This window comes from Chryseobacterium indologenes (genome assembly GCA_016025055.1).
In the GTDB taxonomy this organism is placed as follows: domain Bacteria; phylum Bacteroidota; class Bacteroidia; order Flavobacteriales; family Weeksellaceae; genus Chryseobacterium; species Chryseobacterium indologenes.
Genome location: CP065590.1, coordinates 1,301,957 through 1,326,574 on the forward strand (window position 1 = coordinate 1,301,957; position 24,618 = coordinate 1,326,574).

Consider the following 24,618-nt stretch of genomic DNA (forward strand, 5'->3'; position numbering starts at 1 on the left):
AATGGAAATAAAGGAAGAAAACCTCATCAATATACATAACTTCTTGCCGCATCGTGACCCGATGCTGATGGCAGATTACATCCTGGAACTGACCCAAGAAAAAGTGATGACTTCCTTTGAAATAAAAGAAGACAATATATTTGTTCACAACAACGAGTTTGTAGAAGCCGGTTTAATTGAAAATCTGGCCCAGACCTGCTCCTCTATTCTCGGACAAAGCTTCTTTGAAAATCCCGAAGCTGATACCAGAGTAATCGGTTTCATTACCAATATCAAAAAAATTGAGGTTTTTGCTCTTCCCAAAGTCAATGATACAATTATCTCCAAAGCTTCACTCATTTCCCAGTTTGAAAATGTCTGTCACATCTTCTGTGAAACATTTAATAATGACGAATTATTAATCCGGGCAGAAATCAACCTGTTTATTCAGGAGATAGAATCGTAAAAATGAAAATAAAATATAACAAAAGCCGTACTGAAGTATGGCTTTTTTCTTTTAAAATTACCTCTGGCCGAATCGGGAACTTATAGCAAACAAACGAATATTTCACGTGAAACATTTTGGAAATCCGTGGAACCCGTGCTGGAAGCCAACTCTTTTATTTATAAAAAAACTGGAGCATTTTTTATGTACTTTATCGAGTAATCAGCATTGGAAAATTACCTCATGTAGCATCATTCGGAATTATCCTCATGAATTAAACAAAGACTTTTGATAATCGATAATTTCTTTTTGTCTCCATGCACCTGATGATATTATGACAACGGATATTTTCATATTTTTTGTCCCATTACATGAAAAAAAGAAATAGTACCTTACCATAAAAACACAATGAAAATCACTGAGTCTCTTCTCTTTCACGGTCACAGCAGGCTCCTAATTAATATGATTTACATATAATGTATTTTCACTATTTTAGCCACCTGATTAAAAATCAGAACAGGTGAACCTTATTTCACCTGGAATCTAAAAAAATTAACATTATTTAGATGAAAAAACAGAACCTACCCCAAGACGAAAGTAATCTGAAATCTGCGAACATGACTGAGGTCTTGTACGTAACGGATGAAAATGATAACTACACCACTGCAAACAGCACAGGCTGGGATGCAAAGAAAGCCGCTTTGGATGAATCGATGGAACTCATCTATGAGAGAATTGAAGAAGCCAAGCAAAACGTTGCCAATAATATCGTAAGCCCGATCGTTTATTTTATGGAACTCAATAAAATGGATCCGGGTGTATTGTCTTCTTATGTAGGAATGTGGCAATGGAGGGTAAAAAGACATTTTAAACCAAAAAATTTTAAAACACTAAGCGAAACCGTACTGAAAAAATATGCCGATGCATTCGGAATTTCAGTCAATGAATTAAAAAACTTCAACGGAAAATAAATGAATCCGCATCCTGCTATGCCATATTTCATTAAACCGATGAAAAAGATATAAGCTGCACATGAAATTAAACTTTGAACACCATCAGACAGCACATTGCGAGAACGGTGTCGCTTCCAATCTATTGCTTAACAAAGGTCTTAAACTGAGTGAACCGATGATTTTCGGGATCGGCTCAGGACTGTTCTTTGTATACCTTCCCTTTTTAAAGGTAAATTTTGCTCCGGGTTTCAGCTATCGTCCGATGCCGGGAGCCATTTTCAGTAAGGCAGCCAAAAGATTGGGAATTAAAATCAAAAGAGAGAAATTCTCAAACCCTAAAGATGCCCAGGCAGCTTTAGAAAGAAATTTAGAACAGAATATACCCACCGGACTTCAGGTAGGTGTTTTTAACCTTACGTATTTCCCTGAAGAATACAAGTTTCACTTCAATGCCCATAACCTTGTGGTGTATGGTAAAGAAGACGGAAAATTCCTGATCAGCGACCCTGTCATGGATTATGTAACTTCCCTCTCCGAAGCAGAACTCGAAAAAGTAAGGTATGCCAAGGGAGCACTTCCTCCAAAAGGCCATATGTACTATCCTGTTTACGTCCCGGAAAATATCAACCTGGAAGAAGCGATTAAAAAAGGAATCAAAGATACCTGTAAAAATATGCTGGCACCGGTACCGCTTATCGGGGTAAAAGCCATGAGATGGGTTGCCAAAAGCATCCCGAAATGGGCTGAAAAGAAAGGAACGAAAGTTACCAATCACTATCTTGGGCAATTGATCAGGATGCAGGAAGAAATCGGAACCGGCGGTGGCGGATTCAGATTTATTTATGGAGCATTTTTGCAGGAAGCTTCAGTCATTCTTAAAAATGACGAACTAAAAGAATTATCAAAAGAAATTACCTCCATTGGTGATCTTTGGAGGGATTTTGCGGTGGATATTGCCCGTGTGTATAAAAACAGAAACTCAAAAAGTAATATTTACCACGAACTTTCAAAAACAATGCTGCATATTGCAGACCTGGAAGAGGCTTTCTATAAAAAACTGAGAAAAGCAATCTGATATGGCGGAGAATATGATCGAGATTAAAAACCTTTACAAAAAGTACAAAAATTCCGACGAATTTTCTGTCAATAATATCTCTTTGAATATCGACAAAAATGAGATCTACGGAATTCTTGGCCCCAACGGAGCTGGAAAAACCACATTAATTTCTATGCTTTCGGGATTGATAAAACCAACTTCAGGGCAGTTTACCATCAATGGCCTATCTCCTCAAAAAGACGGGTTCAAAATTCGGCAGATCATTGGTATTGTTCCTCAGGAGTATGCCTTGTATCCAACGCTTACAGCCAGAGAAAACCTCATGTTCTTCGGAAGTTTATATGGATTGCAACATAAGCAGCTTAAAAAAGTAATTGATGAATCTCTGGAAATTATGGGACTTTCAAAATTTGCAGATAAACAGGTTGGTCAGTTTTCCGGCGGGATGAAACGCCGCTGTAACCTCATCGCGGGTACACTTCATAATCCTAAAGTATTATTCCTCGATGAACCGACTGTAGGAGTTGATGTTCAGTCAAAAAAAGCAATTATTGATTACCTTCTGGACTTGAATAAGCTGGGAACCTGCATCATTTATACCTCTCACCACCTTTCGGAAGCTGAAGAATTCTGTACAAAAATTGCCATTATCGATCATGGGAAAATTCATGCTGTGGGAACTCCCGAAGAACTGGTTTCCCAGATTGCCCATGCAGAAAACCTGGAAGATGTTTTTATTTCACTAACCGGAAAAGAATTAAGAGATGTTGTTGTATAAACTGTGGAGAAGCTTTATCAAGGAAATTCTTCTGCTGAAAAGAGATATCGGAGGAATTGTCATCATATTCGTAATGCCGTTGCTTCTGATTGTAACCATTACCCTGATTCAGGATTCTACCTTTAAAAACCTGGAAGGATCAAAAATTCCTATTATTTTTATTGATAATGATCAATCTGAAGTCTCAAAAAATATAAAAGGGGAACTGGAAAACAGCAAAACCTTCCAGCTGCTGACAAACTTCAATGAAAAATCGGCTCAGGAAGCTGTATTCTCAGGAGATTATCAGATGGCTATCGTTATTCCTGAAAATTTAACAAAAGATCTAAATTCCAATATAGATTCAAAAGTTCAGACGATTGTAAGCTCTTTCGGACTGGAAAATGATTCTGCAAAAGTGACAAAAGCAGCTTCCAAAGCCAAGGAGATTCATTTATACTTTGATCCCGCTACCAATGCAGGATTCAAAAAACTCTGTCATGAACTCTGTTAACAAAATGATCTTTGAAATTGAAAACAAAAAGATCTATAAAGCATTTCAGGACCAGCTCGGAACTACCGAGAACCTTGACGAAAATAAAAACCTGATCAGCTTTAAAGAAATCACCCCTCAAAAAGGGATGGATATCATACCGAATTCCGTTCAGCATAATGTTCCGGCCTGGACTCTTTTTGCGATCTTTTTCATCGTAGTGCCCTTATCCATTAACCTTGTTAAAGAAAAAGTCAGGGTACCAGCGTAAGAGCAAGAATAAGCCCTACGCCGTATTTTATCCATATTTTAGGAAAAACATGCACCTATCTTATCATCTGTATGATTCAGTTTTTACTGATGGTAGCGGTGGGAATCTATCTTTTCCCCTATATGGATCTTCCCGCGTTTGATGTTTCCGGAAAAATGGCTCAGCTTATAGTGGTAACCTTATTTGCCGGGCTTGCAGCAATAGGATTCGGTGTTTTGCTCGGTACCATTGCCGACACCCAGGAACAATCGGCTCCGTTTGGTGCCACTTCTGTAGTAGTACTGGCCGCGGTTGGAGGAATCTGGGTTCCCGTATTTTTAATGCCTGAATTTATGCAGACCGTCGCTAAATTTTCTCCCATGAACTGGGGACTGAATGCCTATTATGATATTATTTTAAGAAACAGCGGAATCGGAGGTATTGCCAAAGAACTGGTATTCCTGTTTTTGTTTTACCTTGCCACCGTATCCGTTTCCATTTTTTACGAAAAGAAACAAAATGCAGTCTAACGAAAATATATTAAGCTGTACCGAAGAAGTAAGAGTACGCTTCAACGAAACAGATCCACTCGGAATTGTCTGGCACGGGCATTATATTGTCTATTTTGAAGACGGTAGAGAAGCATTCGGCCGCCAGCACGGTCTTACGTACCTGGACATACAGAAGGCAGGATTCGTAACGCCTATTGTGAAAAGTACATGCGAGCATTTTCTTCCTTTAAAATACGGAGAAACATTTACTATTGTGACCACTTTTATCAATACCGTTTCTGCAAAACTCATCTATAAATATGAACTGTTCAACCAGGAAGGAAATCTGGTTTGTACGGGGGAAACTATTCAGGTATTTCTGGATAATGAAGGTAATCTCTGCCTGTATAATCCGGAGTTTTTTCAAACCTGGAAAGATAAAATGGGACTATCATGAAGAAGGATATATATATCACCGATTATAACTGCGTTACTCCGTTAGGATTTGATATCGATTCTAACTGGAATGCCCTTATTGAAGGAAAATCCGGAGTAGCCTCTCACCGCATTGCAGAACATCAGGAAGCTTTTTACACCTCCATGATTGATTCTCCAACGCTGGAGGAAAGGTTTTTCAAAACCTTTGGCCAGGATCAAAATCATCAGTTGCACTTCACAAGACTTGAGAAGATGCTGCTTTTGAGCCTGAAGCCATTGATTGAAAAACATGATATTACAGAAAACACAGCCTTTATCCTTTCCACGACGAAGGGAAACATCAGCTTACTTAAAAACCAGCCCGATGTACCGGAAGGAGCTTACCTGTCATCTATGGCAAAGAAAATTGCTGATTTCTTCGGATTTACAACAAAACCAATCGTGGTTTCCAATGCCTGTGTCTCGGGAGTAATGGCTATTGCCGTGGCCAAAAATATGATCCGGGCGGGAAAATATAAAGATGCCTTTGTGGTGGCCGGGGATGAACTTTCTGAATTTGTTATTTCAGGATTCAATTCGTTCCAGGCTATTGCTACCGGGCCTTGTCAGCCTTATGATAAAAACCGAAACGGGATCAATATCGGGGAAGCTGCAGCAGCTGCTTATATTACTTCAGAGCCTTCCGAAAACGAAAAATTCAGATTTAAAGTCTTAGGAGATTCCGCCATCAATGATGCCAATCATATTTCCGGGCCCTCAAGAACAGGTGACGGTTTATACGCCAGTATCAAAAATGCAATGACAGAAGCACAGGTACGTGCTGAACACCTTGATTTTATTTCTGCCCATGGTACTGCTACCCTTTATAATGACGAAATGGAGGCTATTGCTTTTAACAGAATGGAACTGCAAAATGTCCCTTTAAACAGCATGAAGGGGTTCTACGGACATTGTCTCGGTGCTTCCGGGCTATTGGAAAGTATCATTTCCATGGAAAGTGCCATGCACAATATGCTGCTTCCTTCTAAAAACTTTGAAGAGACAGGAGTATCACAATCGTTGAATATCATTCAAGCAAACCTGCCTGCAAGCATCAGGTATATTTTGAAAACAGCTTCAGGGTTTGGGGGCTGTAATGCAGCTATTGTATTGGAAAAATGTTAACCTAAGGAAGATGGAGAAAACGAATACCTGCACCATAGAACATTCAAAAATAATCGTTGACGGAAACCTTATTTTTGAAACCGAAAGCAACACCTTCCCGGAATTTGCCAAAGAAGCTTATAAAAGCTTAGGCCTGAGCTATCCGAAGTTTCATAAAATGGACAGTTTGAGCAAATTAGCTTTTCTCGCTGCCGAAATGCTACTAAAAGAGGAAGATCATAGCAGAACCGCCTTGGTTTTTGCTAACCAATCATCCAGTTTGGATACTGACTTTAAATACCAGGAAAGTATCAATTCTCAGGAGAATTACTTCCCCAGCCCGGCGGTCTTTGTTTACACCCTGCCCAACATTTGTGTAGGGGAAATCAGTATTAAACACAAAATGCAGACAGAGAATGCTTTTTTTGTTTTGGATGAATTTGATGAAAATTTTTTAAATAATTACGCACAGCAAATCCTCCAATCCGGAAAGGCAGATAAAGTATTATGCGGCTGGGTCGAATTATTTCAGGAAAATTATAAAGCTTTTGTATATTTGCTCACATTATAATCTAACAATGTACCAATTGAATAATGTACCAATGCTTGGAGCAGTAAAATAATTGGTCAACCGGTACATTGATATATTGTTACATTAAAATAATATTATGGAAAACTTAAAAACGGAATTAAAGCACAAAATTATCGAAGTTCTTAATCTTGAAGATGTAGCTGTAGAAGAAATCAAAGATACGGATCCGTTGTTTGGAGGAGGATTGGGACTTGATTCTATCGATGCTCTTGAGCTGATCGTTCTTCTTGATAAAGATTACGGAATAAAATTAGCTGATCCTAAAAAAGGAAAGGAAATTTTCCAATCCATTGAAGTAATGGCTAAATTCATCGAAGACAACAGAACAAAATAAAATTAATGTAACAGTGTGCCCATCTAGCAGTATACCCATACTAAAAAAATAGTTATTAGTAAACTGGTAATTGTTAGATAGGTACATGATATAATACCATGGGTCAAAAAATTGCCATTACAGGAATGGGCATCATCTCCTCTATCGGAAACAACGTGGAGGAAAATTTTATTTCCCTGCAATCCGGGAAACATGGGATTTCAGATATTCAAATGTTTGAAACCCGACATTCCGGAGCCATCAAAACAGGTGAAATAAAATTATCCAATGAAGAACTTGTTCAGAAGCTTCACCTTAATGAAGACAATCATGTGACAAGAACATCTCTGTTGGGTATGGTGGCCGCAAAAGAAGCTGTAGAAAGTGCTCAGATTTCAGATATCAACGGCTACAGGACCGGATTGATTTCTTCTACCAGCGTAGGAGGAATGGATATCACCGAAAAGTACTTCTACTCTTATGAAGATTTTCCTGAAAAGCAAAAATATATTGACGCTCATGATGCCGGCAATTCTTCCTTGGCTATTGCAGACTATCTAGGATTAAAAGGGATGGTTTCTACCATCAGCACTGCCTGCTCTTCTGCTGCCAATGCTATTATGATGGGGGCAAAACTGATCAAAAACGGAGTTTTGGACCGCGTCATTGTAGGAGGTACAGATTCACTTTCAAAATTTACCCTGAATGGGTTTAATACGCTGATGATTCTCACAGATTCTTACAATACACCTTTTGATAATGACAGAAAGGGTTTAAATCTTGGAGAAGCTGCAGCCTTCTTGGTGCTGGAATCTGAAGAAGTGGTAAAAAAGAAAACAAACCTGTTTTAGCCTATCTTTCCGGATATGGAAATGCCAATGATGCCCATCACCAGACAGCCTCTTCTGAAAACGGCCAGGGTGCATTTCTGGCTATGGAGAAGGCTCTGAAAACTTCTGGGCTGGCAAAAGAAGAGATTAGCTACATCAATGTTCACGGAACGGCAACTCCGAATAATGACCTGTCAGAAGGAATTGCCATGATCAGGATTTTTGGAGAAAACCAGGTGCCGGAATTCAGCTCTACAAAAGCATTTACAGGGCATACCTTAGCCGCAGCGGCAGGAATTGAAGCTGTTTTTTCAATTCTGGCTATTAAGCATGGACTTATTTTCCCAAATCTGAATTTCAAAACAAAAATGCAGGAGTTTGATCTGATCCCTGTAACAGAATTAAAAGAAAAGAATATCGACCATGTTCTTTCCAATTCTTTCGGGTTTGGAGGTAATTGTTCTACCTTAATTTTTTCAAAGGCATGAGTGCAGTATACATCAACAGTGCATCCTGCATCTCTGTTCAGGACACTTTAAACGAAAATATTCTCCATCATCTGAAGCCTGAAGTTTCAGCTCAGATCATCAAAGCGATAGAACCCAATTATAAAGAATTCATTCCTCCGGCTGTAATCCGAAGGATGTCTAAAACAGTAAAAATGAGTTCTGTAGCCTCTCACTACGCGTTACAGGAGGCTGGAATATCACAACCGGATGCTATTATTGCAGGAACAGGAATGGGATGCTCCCAGGATTCTGAAAAGTTCCTGAAAAATGTGATTGATAATCATGAAGAGTTTTTGACACCCACATTTTTCATTCAATCTACCCATAATACGGTTGCGGGACAGATTGCTCTGGGACTGCAGTGTCATGCCTATAATTTCACTTACGTCAATACTTCTTCTGCACTGGAGTTTTCATTACTGGATGCCCAGCTTCAGATCAATGACGGAGAGGCTGAAAATATTCTGGTAGGCTCTACCGATGAGCAGACGGACAGAACGATGGAACTTTATTGTTTAAATAACACGATAAAAAAGAAACCGATCTTCCCGCCGATTACCTGGATTCTACAACAAATGGGGTGATCTGGGGTGAAGGGGCCAGTTTTTTTGTGGTAGGGAAAGATAAAACAGAAAATTCCTATGCAAAACTTCAAAATATACAGATCATCAATACTCTGGACCTGGAGGAAGTTCATCCCTTTATTAATGATTTTTTGACTAAAAATAATCTTTCAGCTCAGGATATTGATGCTGTCATCCTTGGTTTCAGTGGAGATGCTCAATCCGATATTTATTATGCAAAAGCAATGGAAGCATTTCCCTCTTCGGCTTTGCTATATTACAAACATCTCAGCGGTGAATTTAATACAGCGAGCGGGTTTTCTACCTTCATAGCCTGTCATATTCTCAAGGAACAACAGATTCCGGACGTCATGATGATCAATGCGCAGAAAAAGGAGGAAGTGAAAAATATACTTCTTTACAACCACCTGGCAGGTCATGATCACAGTTTGATGTTATTAGAAAAGGCATAATTGTTGGAATTGAAAATAATAGGGGTCTATTGGTCATCCGGAGGGACAATAAAAGACGAGTTCAACATACATACAGCAACCAGCAATGAAACATTATCCATTCATCCTGTTTTATCTTTTCTGCAACGTTTTTATTTATGCGTTCCATAGTAGTTTATGGGTATATCTGGCATGTTTTCTGGGGTTTTCTGCAGTTGTAGTCTGGGGATCTTTTGATATTGAACTTGGATATTTCGTCAACAGTATCACTCATAAACGAACAAAAGTAAAAGAAGTTGCCTTGACTTTTGATGACGGTCCTACAGAATTTACCCCAAAGTTTTTAGATCTTTTAAAGCAGCACCAGGTAAAAGCCACATTTTTCTGTATCGGAAAACAGATTGAAAAATATCCTGAAACTTTTCAAAGAATTATTGCTGAGGGACATACGATCGGAAACCATACCTTATCACATTCCAATTCAACAGGCTTTTTATCAACAAAAAAAATGATTGCTGAAATTGAGAACTGTGACACCGTCATACAGAAGGCAGGAAATATAAAAACGGATTTATACAGACCCCCATTTGGTGTTACCAACCCCAATATTGCAAAAGCCATTATAAGAACACATAAAAAAAGTATTGGATGGAATGTCCGTTCCCTGGATACCATTACCGGTGACGAAAAGAAAATCTTTCGAAGAATAACCCAGAATCTACGAAAGGGCAGCATTATCCTTCTTCACGATACATCAGACAAGACCTATCGTGTACTGGCAGATTTATTAGTATTTTTGAAAAATAAAAACTACTCAACATTCACTGTTGATTCAATTATAAATTCAAAGAAAAATGATTAAAAATATTGCTTTTGGAGCATTTTTACTGATTTCGGGTCTTTATTCTGCCCAAAATACGGCAATGTCGGGAGCTGAAGCCAAAGCATTTGTTTCAAAAGTTTCTTCGGAAACCAAAGAGATCAGGACGTTGCAAAGTGATTTTACCCAGACCAAGAAAATGGATTTTCTGGATAAAAGCATCATTACCTATGGAAAGATGTCTCTGCAGACCCCGAATATGCTGAGCTGGAAATACACAAAACCTTACCAATACAGCATTGTTTTTAAAAGTAACAAAATATACATCAATGACCAGGGGAAAAAATCTTCTGTAGATGCCAAAAGTAAAACCTTTGAGAAGATCAACAAGCTTATTGTCGGAAGCTCAAACGGAACTATGTTTAATGATCCTGAGTTTACGGTAACGTATTTCAAAAACGGGAATTATACTATTGCCAGATTTGTTCCCAAGACCTCTCAGCTGTTGAAATATATCAAACAGATTGAGCTTCACTTTCCCAAGAACCAGTCAACGGTTTCCCAGGTGAATATGACGGAAGCTTCCGGAGATACTACAAATATCGTTTTCAAAAATACCAAGGTCAATGCTTCCATTCCTGCGTCAGAGTTTAGTTTATAGTCTGATTTTAGTTCTGGCAGTCTCTTGTAAGGGCTATCAGCTTACAGGGGCAACGCCTGTTCCGGCCAAAGAAAAAATGGTTGAGAACTTGTATTTTTCGTCCGGAGAAGATTATGTTTACAAATGCCAAATGGATATTTACAGCAACCATATAAGCGGTATCCTGATTATTAAAAAACTGAATGAATCTACTCACAGAGTAGCTTTAACTTCTGATTTCGGTAATAAACTTATTGATTTTGAGGTTTCGGATACTGATTTTAAGCTTCATTATGTTCTTCCCGATCTCGACAAGAAGATGGTCATTAATTTTCTGAAGAATGATTTCCAACAGCTTTTGAAAAGACAATATCCCGTCAATGAAAGTTTTGAAAATGACCATTCAAGAATTTACCTTTCAAAGGCAGACCCAAAAAGCTATTATCTGTTCTTTAACAAAGAGAATAACCTGCTGAAACAAATCATTTACACGAAAAATAATAAGGAAAAGATCGATTTTACTTTTGATGCGAAAAAGCCTATCTTCGCAGATAGCTTAAGCCTGCAGCATAAGGATTTTAAGATCAATATCAAACTATTTCAAATAACTGACACCGAATAATTTTAACCTGAAAAAACAGTGTATGCAAACGATTCTCAAAGACTTTTATACTTTACAATCATACGAAAAAGCAGAAAACGGAGCGTATACTGCTCATATCAGTTTAAATAAAGACCATGATATTTTCAAGGGCCACTTTCCGGGAAATCCGGTTACACCGGGAGTTTGTATGATGCAGATCATTAAAGAACTGACCGAAGAGTTTACAGGTTCTCAATTATTTTTAAAAACGGCCTCCAATGTGAAGTTCATGGCCATTATCAATCCTTTTGAGACCCCTGATCTGGTTCTTCAACTGGATATTAACGAAAATGAAGAAGATGTTAAAGTAAAAAACTCGACTTCTTTTGGCGAGACTATTGCATTAAAATTGTCCGTAAGCTATAAAAAAATACCATCATGAAACTGATCCTGTCTTTCGTAGCGGCTTTTATTTTTTTCTTTCAATCTGATCTTGAAGCATTGAGGAACAGCTATGCAAAAGCCAATGAATCTACTGCCAATACAGAAAAATTTATTGAAATAGCAGACAAGCAATCCGGCTCTGATCCTGTCTCGGTTGGATATAAAGCCGCGGCTAAAATCATGGAAGCAAAAGTTTCTAAGGGCAATAGAAAAGCACTGGTAAAAACGGGCGCTACAAGCCTTGAAGGAGTCATTAAAAGCAATCCAAACAATGCTGAGCTGCGTCTGATCCGACTAAGTGTTCAGGAAAATATACCGAAAATTGTAGGATACAGAGGAAGCCTGAAGGATGACAAAGCCTTCTTATTAAACAATTACAGCAAACAGAATACAGCCTTAAAAAACTATATCAAGAGGTTTGCCATGCAGTCCAAAACCATTACCGAGGCTGAAAGAGCCGCTTTAAAATAAAACCATGTCCCTCGCCCAAGTACAAAATGCAATTTCTGAAAAGAAGATCTGTGTTTTAATCCCTACCTTCAATAATGAAAAAACTCTGAAAAGAGTGATCGACGGTGTTCTTGATTACACCGAAAGTATTATTGTGATCAACGACGGTTCTATAGATTCCACACCGGATATTCTTACACAATATCCGCTGATTACGGTTGTAACCCTGCCTGAAAATAAAGGGAAAGGAAATGCTCTGAAAACAGGTTTCAGAAAGGCAAAAGAGCTCGGTTTTGATTATGCCGTTACGATAGATTCAGACGGGCAGCATTATCCGGATGACATTCCGGTTTTTGTTAATGCCCTTCTCCAAGAAAAAGAAGATGTACTGCTGATTGGAAACAGAAATATGTCTCAGGACGGCATCCCAAAGAAAAGCAGCTTCGGAAACAGGTTTTCTAATTTCTGGTTCTGGTTTGACACCGGAATTAAACTGGAAGATACACAATCGGGTTACAGACTTTATCCTTTACATAAAATACCAAAGAAATATTTTACTCCGAAGTTTGAATTTGAGATTGAGATTATTGTAAGAACTGCCTGGAGGCATGTCCCGGTAAAGAATGTTCCGATAAAAGTATTGTATGATCCGGCTGAAAGAGTGTCTCATTTCCGGCCATTCAGGGACTTTACAAGGATCAGCATTCTGAATACTATTCTGGTAACGATTACTCTTTTTTATATTATTCCGAGAAATTTTGTGAATAATTTCAAAAAAAAAAGCTTTAAAAAATTCATACAGGAAGATGTCTTAGAAAGTGACGGAAGTAACCGCACTAAAGCATTTTCGATAGCTTTGGGAGTATTTATAGGGCTTTCTCCATTCTGGGGATTTCAGACGTTGCTTGTGATCAGTCTTTCTGTTCTTTTTAAACTGAATAAGGTGTTGGCCTTTGTAGCCTCCAATGTGAGCCTTCCACCATTTATTCCTTTTATTATTGCAGCGTCTCTGTTTCTGGGCGCACCATTTGTAAGTGGCGACAGCGATATTCTCAGCCAGGATTTAAATTTTGATTTGATCAGGAATAATCTTCTCCAGTACGTTATTGGAAGTTTGATCTTAAGCACTTCACTGTCTGCTATTTGTGGGATCACAACATTTCTTTTTTTGAATAAGCTAAATCCAGAGAATAACTAAGCTCCTATATCAATAAGATAAAAGGATTTGAAGGATTGTATCAGTAACTTATTTAAAAACAACATCTGCAAATGATAAAGGCCCCATCATTACTGTCACAAAAATAGCAAGAATCACCATTGCCAGTTGGGTAGTATGATAAACCTTTCCGTACTCCGTTTCTTTTATTTCAAATGTAAATTTGATCTTATCCGGCCTTCTGATGATCCGCCAGATGAATAGGAGAATAATAAGGTTTAAAAAGATAGGTAGAAAGAGAAATAACTTACTTCCGTAACTGTCTTTATTGTTTCCGAAACTGTGAATAGGTATTGTATCAGGTACAGACTTGTATACGGAACACAGGTATAACAAATAACAAGTGATGATAACAAACGGAACCGCAAACAGGATCTTTATGTACTTGGGAATCATTTTAATTTCTTTAAAGTTTTATGCAAATATTTTTCGACATTTTTCTTATCCGGAATGGTGGTAATTTCTTTTGTAAGTGCCATTTCAAATTCCGTTTTTGCCTTTGAAAATTCTTTTTTGTAAAAATAATACTTCCCGGCCAGAAAATATCCTTTCCAAAAATCAGGATTTAAAGATAGATACCGGCTTAGAAAATCATCCGTCAATATTCCTCTACCACGGATAGCATCACTCACTTTTATATTTATCTGCCGGTATGTTTCATAATTCCTGAATTCTTCTGAGTTTACGAATGGGTCTGTGGCAATATTTAAACCTGATTTTGCCAAATTATCTTTTTGAAGACCATGATCTGAAAAAATTTCATTGAGATCGTAACATACGAATTCTCCCAATTGATAAGGATTAGAAGAGACCCAGACCAACCTCTTCTCAGGAGAGAAAATCACCGAATGATGGGCCAGAAGCTGGTTAAGAGCTTTTTCATTGCCATATCCTATTTTTTTATCCTTTAGACCGGACCTGTTTCTTAGAATAGCAGCTATTTTTTCCGGGTTAAGCTTTTTTTCTTCCTGCAAAAGCTCCTGAAGCTTTTCATACCGGTATGCTGAATGGCTTTCTTCGATATGTTTCTGGTTTTTCAGGTCATTTTTATAGGCATCAGACTGAAAGTGGTTGGTACAAATCACCTGGCTTGTATTCTGTACTTTAAATACACCGAAATTTTTAGGGGAAACTTCAATGATCACCGCATTTTTATCTGCGGCACTTCCTACAAGAATAGATTCTGAAACGAAAACCTTTCTCTTTCCGGCAATCGCTATGGCTTCTTCTATCGTTCCGGCATATTGCAATATCTCTCGTGTTACCAGCGAAATAGGCGTTTTTGCGGTGAGTGGAATCTTAGATTTTCCGGCATTGATGGTCACTGTAATTCCCTTTTTATTCATTCCCGAGACCACTCCAATCATTCCCGGCCAGCTTACGGACATATAGGGAATTCCCGTATCGGGTTCCACAAATTCCACCACTTTGTTTTTTGCAAAATCATCGCCTACGTAAAAATCAAAATTTCTACCGATCAGCAGATCTCCGTCTTCCGTATTTTCGTTCCATACTGCCAGTGAGGTACAGCCGACCATCGCAAGATCCTGCATTGCATGTCCGATATCATGAGCGCCATGCAGATAAAGGTTTCTTAAGTATTTTGGAGCAATAAAATTATACTGATCTGAAGAATATTGTGATAAACCGAATAATTCGGCCTGATAATCTTCCCTGACATTAAGATACATTTTTCTGTTATACCATTTCAGGAAGCCTCTCAATAGTTTTTGTCGGAATTTTGAAGGCACAAAACCTTCCACTTTTGAAAAGAAAATTCCTTCCTGCTTCTGCATGAGATCTTGAGTCAAGGCTCCGTTATTATATCCTAGTTGCAAAGGATTTCCATGGATATAAAGTTCCCACAGCTGCTGCTTGTTTTTGGTCAGAAAATTTTGGTTAAAACTGAATGTGGTATCGTTAACCTTAGTTACCTTAGGAATTTCCAGCGGATATTGTTTGACATCAGGGATATGGTGAACAGACTTGGAGATCCCGCATGAAATGAGGATAAAAGCAAAAAGAGAGTACAAAAACAATCTTTTATAAGGCAGATTATGGAGATTAGTTTTTTTCACATTCAGTTTGTATTAAATACCTTTGGTGAGCCGGTTATCAATTGTTTCTTTTCCCACAATTTCAGCACAGGTATTAAAGGCCCCGATGGTTACTCCCAAAATCCCGTGCATATTGACGGATTGCCCGGTGAGAAAAAGATTATCGATTTTGGTACGGGGTGAAACCATCGTTTTGAGGGGATTGTCCGAACTTTTCATGTATCCGTACATATTTCCTTCAAAACCGCCTATATAATCCCGGTAAGATAATGGTGACGAGGTATAGATCTTATGAATCGCATGTCTCAGATTCGGAATTCTCTTTTCTAAGGCATCAAGCATCTTCTCCGTCTTTTCAAGCTTAAACATCATGTACTTCTCTCCTCTCTCATGCTCATCAGCTACTGTATTAAAGGTATTTTCCCATTGTTTTACCTCATCAAAATCCATATAAGAGATTGCTGTGATACTTTCTGAAAACCCCGGATAATCTTTGGATGGTGTTGAAGAGAGCATATAAGTTTCCGGCCATGCTTCCTTACGATAACGGAATGCATTCCAGACAAGGTCTTCAGATGAATAATGATAGATATTATAATTGAAACCCGGCAAATATTGAGGTTTCAAAACCAGATATATACTGAAGCATGACGATACCGGTTTCCAGCTTAAAACACGGTTTAAAAAAGATCTTTTCAGTCTCTCCTCTCCAATCAGTTTAATAGTAGAGCGAATCTCAATATTTGAAATAAACTGTTTTGCGGCATATTGCTTTCCAGCCGTGGTTTTCACTGATTTCAGGATATTATTTTCGCTAAAAACAAATTCTGAAACTTCAGCATGTTTATGAATTTCCACTCCGTACTGACGCAGTTTTCTTATCAATAATTTGGAAATCTGGCTACCGCCTTTTACACATTTGTAGGCACTCTGAATGTATGAATTAACCGTTAAAGCATGTACATAGAAGGGAACATTTTCAGAATCTCCGGCATACAGAAAGTTGGAGCCCAATAAAACTGACTGCAGCTTTTTGTTCTGGGTAACAGATTCTATAAACCTTTTGGTATTCAAATGCAGGATTTCTTCGTTATAAGTGTCATTTCCTACCACATTATATCTGGGAAACTGACTGCAGACATACTGAATTTCTTCACAGTAATTTTCGAGATTCTCTTTTTCTTCAGGAAAATACTTTGTCAGCTGCTCAACAAAATTCTGATAGCCCTGTGCATGGGGATACTCTATCGGGTCATCATCAAATGAAATCCTGTCGTAACCATCTTCGTCCATTTTCTGAAGTTTCAGGTCATTCATAATTTCAAGATAAGAAAAGAATCGATGGAGATTCTGCCCTTTTGATAGTCCTCCCAAATAATGAACTCCGGTATCGAAAATGAGCTTATCTCTTGAAAAGGTTTGAAGATTACCTCCATACTGGTTATTCTTCTCCAGCACACAGACACTGAGTCCTTCCTTCGCCAAAACAAGAGCCGAAACAAGACCTCCCAATCCGCTGCCGATCACAAGTATGTCATATTCTTTTACCAAAGGAGGAATGTGTTTTTAAATTAAGAAATTAAGAAGGTGGCTCAGATCTTTGTGTTTATTACAGCGAATGTAATATTTCTACAATCTGAAATTCTCAATACATCTTAAAGGTTTTTAGTTTTTCTGTTAGCTTTCATGGGTAAAAATAGAAAAATTAATCAATATCATCCCAAAAATCGAAATAATTAAACCATTGAAGAGGGTATTTTTTAATCATGGTTTCCAGATTCCGGACATAAGAATGTAAAAGGCCTTGTGAATCCCGGTTTTTAATATTCTGTGCTACTCTTGCGTATAAGTGGTAATGAAGATTCTTTTCCTTCATTACATACACGTAGACTACGGGCACCCCAAGCCGTGAAGCAATCAGGAAAGGACCTGCCGGAAATTTAGCGCTTTTTCCCAATAGATCAGCCTCAAGATACTTTGATCCTTCAAAATACCGGTCGCCCGTGAAACAAATCAACTCATTGTTGGATAAAGCCTGATTGATCTCAAAAATATGAGACATATCTTCTTTAACGTAGATGAATTTAATATTGCTTTTTTTCACCGAAACAGTCTCCAGATATTCCTTGATCGCTGTTACTTCCTGATCTGTCGTTACCAGGTTGATCTGGCAATCAAAATCAATATCTGCAAAGAAGTGTTCTGCAATCTCAAAATTCCCGATATGGGCACTGATCAGAACGCCGCCTTTTTTGGCTGCTAATAGGTTCCGGAGATTTTCGATACCATCAAATTCATACGTATATTTTTCTCTTAATCCTGCAGAAATAGCTGTTTTATCAATCAAAACCTTTCCAAAGGTAAAGTAGCTTTTAAAGATAGAACGCCTGGCTTTCCAATATCCGTAACTGAGCCTTTTTTGAAAATAATAGAGAATGTACTGATTGCTTTTTTTTCTGAAAAAGAAAATAGTAAGCAGCCACAAAGTACAGTACAACATATGAACTCCTGATTCCGATATTTCTAATACACCAGACGAATATTCTGTATCCTGCTACTGTTCCTTTAGATTTACCTTTCCATTTGTTCATAAAGTGTAATTTATATAAGACTATACCAATGTAATAATATGACTAAGTATGGCCTGCACACCGTTCTATCATTACATTGGTATATTTTAATAATATAGATTGGCCTATCAACTAGGCGTTTTTCTCGGCAATCTTATTTTCAATCGTTGTATAAAAGTCGTCGAATGTTATCATTTTTTTTGAAATCGGCTTCGCCTAATTTCACACCGAAATTAGATTCAATGACGACAACCATATCAATATAATCAAGGCTGTCTAAGCCTAATGTAGTTTTAAGATTTGCCTCGTTGCTGATTTCGTCTCCGTCTACTTCAAATTCGTTTACCAAAAAATCATTAACGATAGCAACAATTTTTCCCCTTTCCATGTTTTTACTCAAATTTTTTAACTATTAGTGCAGAATTGGTTCCCCCAAACCCAAAAGAATTCGACAAAAATACATCAATTTTTTGATTTTTTGTTTTTGAGACCAAATTTATCTTTTGTGCTTCATTATCAGGGTTTTCCAGATTGATATTAGGAGCTACAAAATCGTTCTGCATCATCAGAATAGAGTAGATGACTTCACTTGCTCCTGCCATCCAGCACTCATGTCCTGTCATCGACTTTGTAGAGCTTACCGGAACCTTATTTCCAAAGATTTCATAGATCGCCCGTGCTTCATTGGCATCTCCAATGGGAGTTGAGGTAGCGTGAGCATTGATATAATCGATATCTGAGGCTTTTAAACCGGACTGTTTTAAAGCTCTTTCCATTGCCAGGGCAGGGCCGTCAACATTGGGTGTTGAAATATGACCTCCGTTTGAAGAGAATCCATAGCCGATAATTTCAGCGATAATTGGAGCGCCTCTTCTTTGGGCGGATTCCAGACTTTCCACAATCAGGCTAGCTGCACCACCGCTGGGAATAAGGCCATCTCTTCCGGCATCAAAAGGTCTCGACGCTTTGGCAGGCTCATCTTCTCTTGCTGAAAAAACACCCAGTCCGTCAAAACTCGCCATGGAATATTTATTCGTTTCCTGAGCGCCTCCACAAATGATCATCTCCTGAAATCCGTTTTTGATCATCATGTAAGCCAGTCCCAAAGAATGAGAGCCGCTTGCACAGGCTGCACTGATTGTCAGATTGATCCCTTTCAGTTTGAAAATAGTAGAAAGGTTCATCGTTACGGTTGAGTTCATCGATTTAAAGATTGCCCCCGATCCCATCAATGTGGTATCTTTTTTTTCTCTTGCAATATCGATAGATTCCACAACAGCTTGAGAAACGCTGTCATTTCCGTATAAAATACCTACTTCGTGGGACTCTAAAAAAGCTTCATCAAGATTTGCCTGCTTTAATGCATCTACAGTAGCCAGATAAGCATATTCGCTTTCTTCCCCCATACTGACACGCTGGCGTCTGTTCAGAAGGTTTTTCAGGTCCGGTTTTGGGACAACGCCCGTCAATCCTGATCTGAAACCGAATTCTTTTCTTTCTTTGTCTAAAACAATACCCGATTTTCCGTGGAATAGGGATTCCCTGACCTCTTCTAAAGACGTCCCGATGCAGGAATAAATTCCCATTCCGGTAATTACAACCCTATTTTCCATATTTATGAATAAATTCCTCCGTTAATATTTATAACTTCTCCCGTGATATAAGAGGCTTTTTTTGAGGCTAAAAATGCGACAAGGTCAGCTACTTCTTCTGCTTCTCCAAATCTGTTTGCGGGAATCATTGCCTTCAGTTCATCTTCATTAAATTCCTGGGTCATATCTGTTTTAATGAATCCCGGAGCTACTGCATTTACGGTAATATTTCTTTTGGCAACTTCCTGCGCAAGAGCTTTTGTAGCGCCAACCAGCGCTCCTTTTGCAGCAGAATAATTGGTCTGCCCTGCTGTTCCTTTTACTCCTGAAACTGAAACCATGTTAATAATCCTTCCGTATTTGTTACGAAGTAATTTTTGAATAAAGAAGTTGGTCACATTGAAAAAGCCGTCTAAACTTGTATTGATTACAGAGTTCCAGTCTTCCTTTTGCATCCACATAAACAGACCGTCTTTTGTAATTCCGGCGTTATTTACGATCACTTCTACCACGGCATCAGAGTTTCTTTCCTGCCAGTCAGTCAGAATATGTTGCGTTTCATCTGTATTTCCTACATCAAATTTAAGAATTTCTCCTGTGGCACCCAATTCTTCTACTTTTGCCAATGTTTCTTTTGCTGCAGCTTCGTTGGAAGTGTAGTTGATCAGTATATGATAGTTTTTCTCTTCAGCCAGTTTTATACAGATGGCTCTTCCGATTCCGCGGGAGCCTCCTGTTACAATTGCACATTTCATGCGTTAGTGTTTATTTCGTTTTTAGTTTTTTTAAGTTAGCCTGTTTTCCTTATTCTTTACAGACAATTCACTATAGCCAATAGTTACATGGTCTTTAAATATTTCTTCACTTCTTCCAGATACGGGTACATCACCATATCGTCGGAAAATGCAGGAATAATCTTTCTGATATCATCATACAATCCTTTGGTGGAAGATGATACCTTATCCTGGAAACCAAGATATTCAATAGCCTGAATAATGGTAATTGCTTCGATCGCCAATACCTCAAAAGCATTTTCAATAACTTTTCTACAGATCACTGCAGCATTGGTACCCATACTAACGATATCCTGATTGTCATTATTATTCGGAATACTGTGAACATACATAGGATTCGACAACATCTGGCTTTCTGCCGTAGTGGAAGTTGCCGTAAACTGTACACCCTGCATCCCGAAATTGAAACCTAATTTACCTAAATTTACAAAAGGAGGCAAGATTTCATTGATTTTAGCATTCAACAGGTAGTTCAGCTGTCTTTCTGCGAGCATTGTCAGCTTGGTCACCACGATTTTAAGCTTATCCATTTCCAGAGAAATGTAATCCCCGTGAAAGTTTCCTCCGTGGTAAACATGCTGATCTTCAACATTGATAATCGGATTGTCATTGGCAGAATTAATTTCATTCTCCAATACCTTCTCCGTGTATTCCAGGGTATCCAGCACGGGTCCTAAAATCTGTGGGACACATCGTAATGAATAATATTCCTGAACTTTTTCTTTAAAAACTTTCTCCTGTTCCTCAAAGTGGGTATACAAATGATCAGCTCTTTTTCTGATCAGCTTACTGTCAGCCAGGTGGGCACGCATTCTTTCTGCAATCTTCTGCTGACCGTAATGTCTTTTGGTTCCGTTTAACGCTTCTGATAAATGGTCATCATAGGCCTGAACAATCTCATTGATTGCACAAGAAAGCTTAATGGATATATCTGTTAATAAATTAGCTTTGTAAGCATTTACAATACCGATTCCGGACATCACGGAAGTTCCGTTCATCAGAGCAAGTCCTTCGCGGATTTCTACCTGTATAGGTTCCAGACTCTCTATCTTAAAAACCTCCTGAGTAGATTTTCTTTCACCTTTGTAGAAAACTTCTCCTTCCCCAATTAATACCAATGCCAGGTGAGCCAGCTGAACAAGGTCACCACTTGCACCGACTCCTCCATGTTCAAAGATAAGCGGGGTAATATCTCTGTTAATCAATTCCTGAAGAAGATAAATAACCGACTGATGTACTCCGGAATTCCCCAATGACAGGGTATTCAACCTTGCGAGCATACAGGCTTTAACTTCTTCTGCCGGTAAAGGTATTCCGATTCCCGACGAATGGCTTCTTATCAGGTTATACTGAAGCTGAAGAGTGTCTTCATCACTGATTTTAAACTGGGCCATTGGTCCGAAACCTGTGTTCACACCATATATTACTTTATTTTTTGAAAATTCCTTTAGAAACTGATAGCTCCTATCTACTTTTGATAAAAGGGATTCATCCAGTTCTATTTTTTCATTTTCAATGATTATTTTTTGAAAATCTTTCAGTTCTAAAAAGTTATTTATTTTCATCAATTAAAAGTAATAGTTGATAATTTTGTAAAATATTAATTAATTGTCACTAATTTTGCGGCAAAGATAAAAGTTATTATTAAAATAAAAAATCAAAGATGAGCAAAGAATCTGTTGACGTTCTTGTAATCGGAGCCGGGCCCTCCGGATGCGTGTCTTCTTCCTACTTAAAGAAGAACGGCGTCAACGTAAAAGTTGTTGAAAAAACAAAATTTCCAAGACTGGTAGTAGGGGAAAGCTTAATTCCAAGGGTCATGGACCACTTTGATGAGGCGGGGCTTTTTCCTGCATTAGACAAAATGGGTTTTGAAAAAAAGCTTGGTGCACGTTTCCTTCGAGGGGATGAAGTCTGCATTTTTGATTTCAGTAATAAATTTGGTGAAGGCTGGGACTGGACCTGGCAGGTTCCGAGAGCTGATTTTGATAATACCCTGGCTCAGGAGGTTATTAATAAGGGTATCGATCTTGAATTTGAAACAGAAGTTATAGATATTAAGTTTAACGGAACAGATTCTATAACTACAGTAAGAAATAATAACGGAGAAACCAAAGAGATTCATGCCAGGTTTGTAATTGACTCCAGCGGATATGGAAGGGTTTTACCACGATTATTAGATCTTGAAAAGCCGTCAAAGCTTTCTCCTCACTCGGCAATTTTCTCTCATGTGAAAGATATCAACCGGGAAGAAGGGGAAGAAGGAACTCTAATTTCTTTTGACATTATTGAAACTGAAGTATGGCTTTGGGTTATTCCTTTTTCCAATGGAAATACAAGCGTAGGAATTGTAGGACCTACCGATTATATTGAAAAACTATCTGACAACGGAGATGCTGCCGAAGCGTTAAGAAAAGCGATCTCTCTTTCCGACTATTATGTAAAACGATTTGGAGACATAGATTTCCTTTTTGAACCAAGGCATTTAAAAGATTATTCATGTTCTGTCAAAAGTCTTTTCGGAGAAGGTTTTGCCTTAACGGGTAATGCCTCTGAGTTCCTTGACCCTGTTTTCTCTTCGGGAATGGCTTTTGCCACAGAATCAGGAATGCAGGCTGCGAAACTGGCCCTCAGACAATTAAACGGCGAAAAGATAAACTGGCAGACGGAATATGCAGATTATATTTTATATGGTGTAGATGTTTTCACTACGTATGTGAAAGAATGGTACACCGGAAATCTCCAGGAGCTGTTCTTCCATCAACCGGAAAATCCCGATGTCAAGAAAAAGATCTGTGCCGTACTGGCGGGATATGTCTGGAACAAAGACAATCCTTTTGTAAAGAAGCATGACACGGTTATTAAAAACCTCGCAAACCTCATCAAATCAGAAAAGCAAGAGCATAATCAATCATAAAAAACGGTCTGAAATTCAGACCGTTTTTGTTTTATTTTATCATTTTATTAATTTCTTTTGTCAGCTGCCTGCCTGTTTTTTCATAAGCTGCAGCTATTCTGCCATATTCCATGATATAATCTCCTTTAACTCCTATTCCTTCAATTTTATCGGTTTGAATTTTGGTGACTGCCTGAGATGGATTTTCATGATCAACAAAGGTTATCACGGTGGATAGTTTGGCTGGTTGTACCATCATTCCACCGGCCCAACCGGCATAAATCCATTTTGTTTCAACAACTAATGTGTATTTTGTTTTTAGATCTTTTCCGAATCTGATTTTCTTAGTTTTAGCATTTAATCCATCAATAAATTTATTAAAAAAAACAGATTCTCTGTACCGGTTCCACTCTCCTATCCATTTTTGCCAGGCTACTTCATCTTTTTTGGTCAACGTCTCTGCTTTTCTCCTCTCCAGATACTGCGCTTCGGTGTAATTCTCAACTTGAAAAGCTGGGTTTTCAAATTTGAACTGAACATTTACTTCAGTTTGATCTCTAAGTAAATCGAAATTTCCAAATTCATAATTCAGTTTACTTTGGGCAAAGGAAAAATTTACAATCGCCATCAGTAATAGCAATAAGAGTTTTTTCATATTTAATTTAAAAGGTTAAAGGTTATTAATTTTTTATTTTCTGGTATAATAATCTACTTTTAAAGCGAGCATCTTTGAGGTTTTTGCAAAACACTCGGCGATACGGTCATTGTTGTTGGGAATTCCGATGACATTATCTCCAGTAGCCTTTATTCCTTCAACGACCATCACAACATGATCAGGATTATTGGTTTCTACGAAGGAAATTTTAGAATTCATTTGTGCCGGAATATTTCCCAACCCGATAAAAGCACCCTGAGATATCCAGGTAGGTTCAACAATTAAAGTATATTTGGTTATTTCAAAATTGGTAGAGGCTTCAATATCAGTGTTTTTATTCCACGAAGCCAGAAATTTATCCTGAAAAGTTTTACTTTTTGAATATTCCCAATCCTGCTTCCATTTTTCAGCATTCTCTTTACTGCTTCCCTTTTCTATCTCAGCCATTCTCTGCGTGATATATTCTTGTTCGGAAATTTTTTTCCTGGTAAAGGTTAGTCCTCCATATTTAAAAACTACTTTTATGAACTTCTGATCTTTTAAAAAGTCGTAGTTTCCGGAAATAACTTTCACTCTTTGAGCCATCAGAAAAGATGAGAAAGCGAAAAGAATCACTAACAGTATTTTTTTCATCGT

At 38.1% G+C, this 24,618-nt stretch carries 23 protein-coding genes and 5 pseudogenes; 18 read left to right on the forward strand and 10 right to left on the reverse strand.

Features of this window, described 5'->3' with window-relative positions:
* Position 1: 1 nt before the first annotated feature.
* From H3Z85_05750 to H3Z85_05830, 17 genes and pseudogenes are all read left to right on the forward strand, one after another.
* Entirely contained in the window at positions 2-445 is a 444-nt protein-coding gene (locus tag H3Z85_05750) for an ABC transporter permease (GenBank protein QPQ52908.1), read from the forward strand.
* A gap of 545 nt (positions 446-990) precedes the next feature.
* Positions 991-1,395, forward strand: coding sequence for a hypothetical protein (locus H3Z85_05755; GenBank protein QPQ52909.1), 405 nt, complete (start codon positions 991-993; stop codon positions 1,393-1,395).
* Positions 1,396-1,456: 61 nt separating this feature from the next.
* Positions 1,457-2,452 carry a BtrH N-terminal domain-containing protein gene (locus H3Z85_05760; protein ID QPQ52910.1) on the forward strand — a complete coding sequence of 332 codons (996 nt, stop codon included), beginning with the start codon at positions 1,457-1,459 and terminating at the stop codon, positions 2,450-2,452.
* Between the two features lies 1 nt (position 2,453).
* The gene (locus tag H3Z85_05765; protein ID QPQ52911.1) at positions 2,454-3,212 is read left to right on the forward strand and encodes an ABC transporter ATP-binding protein; all 759 of its coding nucleotides are present in this window, start codon (positions 2,454-2,456) and stop codon (positions 3,210-3,212) included.
* Positions 3,199-4,464: pseudogene (locus tag H3Z85_05770) on the forward strand (ABC transporter permease). The gene H3Z85_05765 and the pseudogene H3Z85_05770 overlap by 14 nt, the downstream one beginning before the upstream one ends.
* Entirely contained in the window at positions 4,454-4,882 is a 429-nt protein-coding gene (locus H3Z85_05775) for an acyl-CoA thioesterase (GenBank protein ID QPQ52912.1), read from the forward strand. The pseudogene H3Z85_05770 and the gene H3Z85_05775 overlap by 11 nt, the downstream one beginning before the upstream one ends.
* A complete protein-coding gene (locus H3Z85_05780; GenBank protein ID QPQ52913.1) occupies positions 4,879-6,027 on the forward strand; it encodes a beta-ketoacyl synthase in 1,149 nt (382 codons plus the stop codon). The genes H3Z85_05775 and H3Z85_05780 overlap by 4 nt, the downstream gene beginning before the upstream one ends.
* Before the next feature lie 10 nt (positions 6,028-6,037).
* Complete coding sequence (locus H3Z85_05785) at positions 6,038-6,577, forward strand: 3-oxoacyl-ACP synthase (GenBank protein QPQ52914.1); 540 nt, start codon at positions 6,038-6,040, stop codon at positions 6,575-6,577.
* A 97-nt stretch (positions 6,578-6,674) separates the two neighbouring features.
* Complete coding sequence (locus H3Z85_05790) at positions 6,675-6,932, forward strand: acyl carrier protein (GenBank protein QPQ52915.1); 258 nt, start codon at positions 6,675-6,677, stop codon at positions 6,930-6,932.
* 98 nt (positions 6,933-7,030) lie between these two features.
* A pseudogene (locus tag H3Z85_05795) lies at positions 7,031-8,229 on the forward strand (beta-ketoacyl-[acyl-carrier-protein] synthase family protein).
* Positions 8,226-9,286: pseudogene (locus tag H3Z85_05800) on the forward strand (beta-ketoacyl synthase chain length factor). Before H3Z85_05795 ends, H3Z85_05800 begins: the two co-directional pseudogenes overlap by 4 nt.
* An 85-nt stretch (positions 9,287-9,371) precedes the next feature.
* Entirely contained in the window at positions 9,372-10,127 is a 756-nt protein-coding gene (locus H3Z85_05805; GenBank protein ID QPQ52916.1) for a polysaccharide deacetylase family protein, read from the forward strand.
* Positions 10,120-10,746 carry an outer membrane lipoprotein carrier protein LolA gene (locus H3Z85_05810; protein QPQ52917.1) on the forward strand — a complete coding sequence of 209 codons (627 nt, stop codon included), beginning with the start codon at positions 10,120-10,122 and terminating at the stop codon, positions 10,744-10,746. The genes H3Z85_05805 and H3Z85_05810 overlap by 8 nt, the downstream gene beginning before the upstream one ends.
* Positions 10,712-11,347: a hypothetical protein gene (locus H3Z85_05815; protein ID QPQ52918.1), complete on the forward strand. Its 636-nt coding sequence runs from the start codon at positions 10,712-10,714 to the stop codon at positions 11,345-11,347. The genes H3Z85_05810 and H3Z85_05815 overlap by 35 nt, the downstream gene beginning before the upstream one ends.
* A gap of 22 nt (positions 11,348-11,369) precedes the next feature.
* On the forward strand, positions 11,370-11,750 hold the full coding sequence (locus H3Z85_05820; protein ID QPQ52919.1) for a 3-hydroxyacyl-ACP dehydratase: 381 nt from the start codon (positions 11,370-11,372) through the stop codon (positions 11,748-11,750).
* On the forward strand, positions 11,747-12,223 hold the full coding sequence (locus H3Z85_05825) for a hypothetical protein (protein QPQ52920.1): 477 nt from the start codon (positions 11,747-11,749) through the stop codon (positions 12,221-12,223). The genes H3Z85_05820 and H3Z85_05825 overlap by 4 nt, the downstream gene beginning before the upstream one ends.
* A 4-nt stretch (positions 12,224-12,227) precedes the next feature.
* Positions 12,228-13,400: a DUF2062 domain-containing protein gene (locus H3Z85_05830; protein ID QPQ52921.1), complete on the forward strand. Its 1,173-nt coding sequence runs from the start codon at positions 12,228-12,230 to the stop codon at positions 13,398-13,400.
* 48 nt (positions 13,401-13,448) lie between these two features.
* On the opposite strand, the gene H3Z85_05835 is transcribed toward H3Z85_05830, so the two are convergent.
* From H3Z85_05835 to H3Z85_05870, 8 genes and pseudogenes are all read right to left on the reverse strand, one after another.
* Positions 13,449-13,814: a hypothetical protein gene (locus tag H3Z85_05835; protein QPQ52922.1), complete on the reverse strand. Its 366-nt coding sequence runs from the start codon at positions 13,812-13,814 to the stop codon at positions 13,449-13,451.
* Complete coding sequence (locus H3Z85_05840) at positions 13,811-15,472, reverse strand: acyl-CoA--6-aminopenicillanic acid acyl-transferase (GenBank protein QPQ53843.1); 1,662 nt, start codon at positions 15,470-15,472, stop codon at positions 13,811-13,813. The genes H3Z85_05835 and H3Z85_05840 overlap by 4 nt, the downstream gene beginning before the upstream one ends.
* 36 nt (positions 15,473-15,508) lie before the next feature.
* A complete protein-coding gene (locus tag H3Z85_05845) occupies positions 15,509-17,026 on the reverse strand; it encodes an NAD(P)/FAD-dependent oxidoreductase (protein ID QPQ52923.1) in 1,518 nt (505 codons plus the stop codon).
* Positions 17,027-17,180: 154 nt separating this feature from the next.
* Positions 17,181-18,066: pseudogene (locus tag H3Z85_05850) on the reverse strand (lipid A biosynthesis acyltransferase).
* 111 nt (positions 18,067-18,177) lie between these two features.
* Positions 18,178-18,433, reverse strand: a pseudogene (locus tag H3Z85_05855) (acyl carrier protein).
* A gap of 4 nt (positions 18,434-18,437) precedes the next feature.
* A complete protein-coding gene (locus tag H3Z85_05860) occupies positions 18,438-19,658 on the reverse strand; it encodes a beta-ketoacyl-[acyl-carrier-protein] synthase family protein (protein QPQ52924.1) in 1,221 nt (406 codons plus the stop codon).
* 2 nt (positions 19,659-19,660) lie between these two features.
* Positions 19,661-20,392, reverse strand: a complete 732-nt coding sequence (gene fabG / locus H3Z85_05865) for a 3-oxoacyl-ACP reductase FabG (protein QPQ52925.1) — start codon at positions 20,390-20,392, stop codon at positions 19,661-19,663.
* Positions 20,393-20,475: 83 nt separating this feature from the next.
* Positions 20,476-21,996: an aromatic amino acid lyase gene (locus tag H3Z85_05870; protein ID QPQ52926.1), complete on the reverse strand. Its 1,521-nt coding sequence runs from the start codon at positions 21,994-21,996 to the stop codon at positions 20,476-20,478.
* A 98-nt stretch (positions 21,997-22,094) separates the two neighbouring features.
* On the opposite strand from H3Z85_05870, the gene H3Z85_05875 reads away from it, so the two are divergent.
* Positions 22,095-23,348 carry a tryptophan 7-halogenase gene (locus H3Z85_05875; protein QPQ52927.1) on the forward strand — a complete coding sequence of 418 codons (1,254 nt, stop codon included), beginning with the start codon at positions 22,095-22,097 and terminating at the stop codon, positions 23,346-23,348.
* Between the two features lie 31 nt (positions 23,349-23,379).
* On the opposite strand, the gene H3Z85_05880 is transcribed toward H3Z85_05875, so the two are convergent.
* Together H3Z85_05880 and H3Z85_05885 are read right to left on the reverse strand one after the other, a co-directional pair.
* Positions 23,380-23,982 (reverse strand): hypothetical protein, encoded by a 603-nt coding sequence (locus H3Z85_05880; protein ID QPQ52928.1) that lies wholly within the window; start codon positions 23,980-23,982, stop codon positions 23,380-23,382.
* Positions 23,983-24,015: 33 nt separating this feature from the next.
* Positions 24,016-24,615, reverse strand: coding sequence for a hypothetical protein (locus tag H3Z85_05885; protein ID QPQ52929.1), 600 nt, complete (start codon positions 24,613-24,615; stop codon positions 24,016-24,018).
* Between the last annotated feature and the right edge of the window lie 3 nt (positions 24,616-24,618).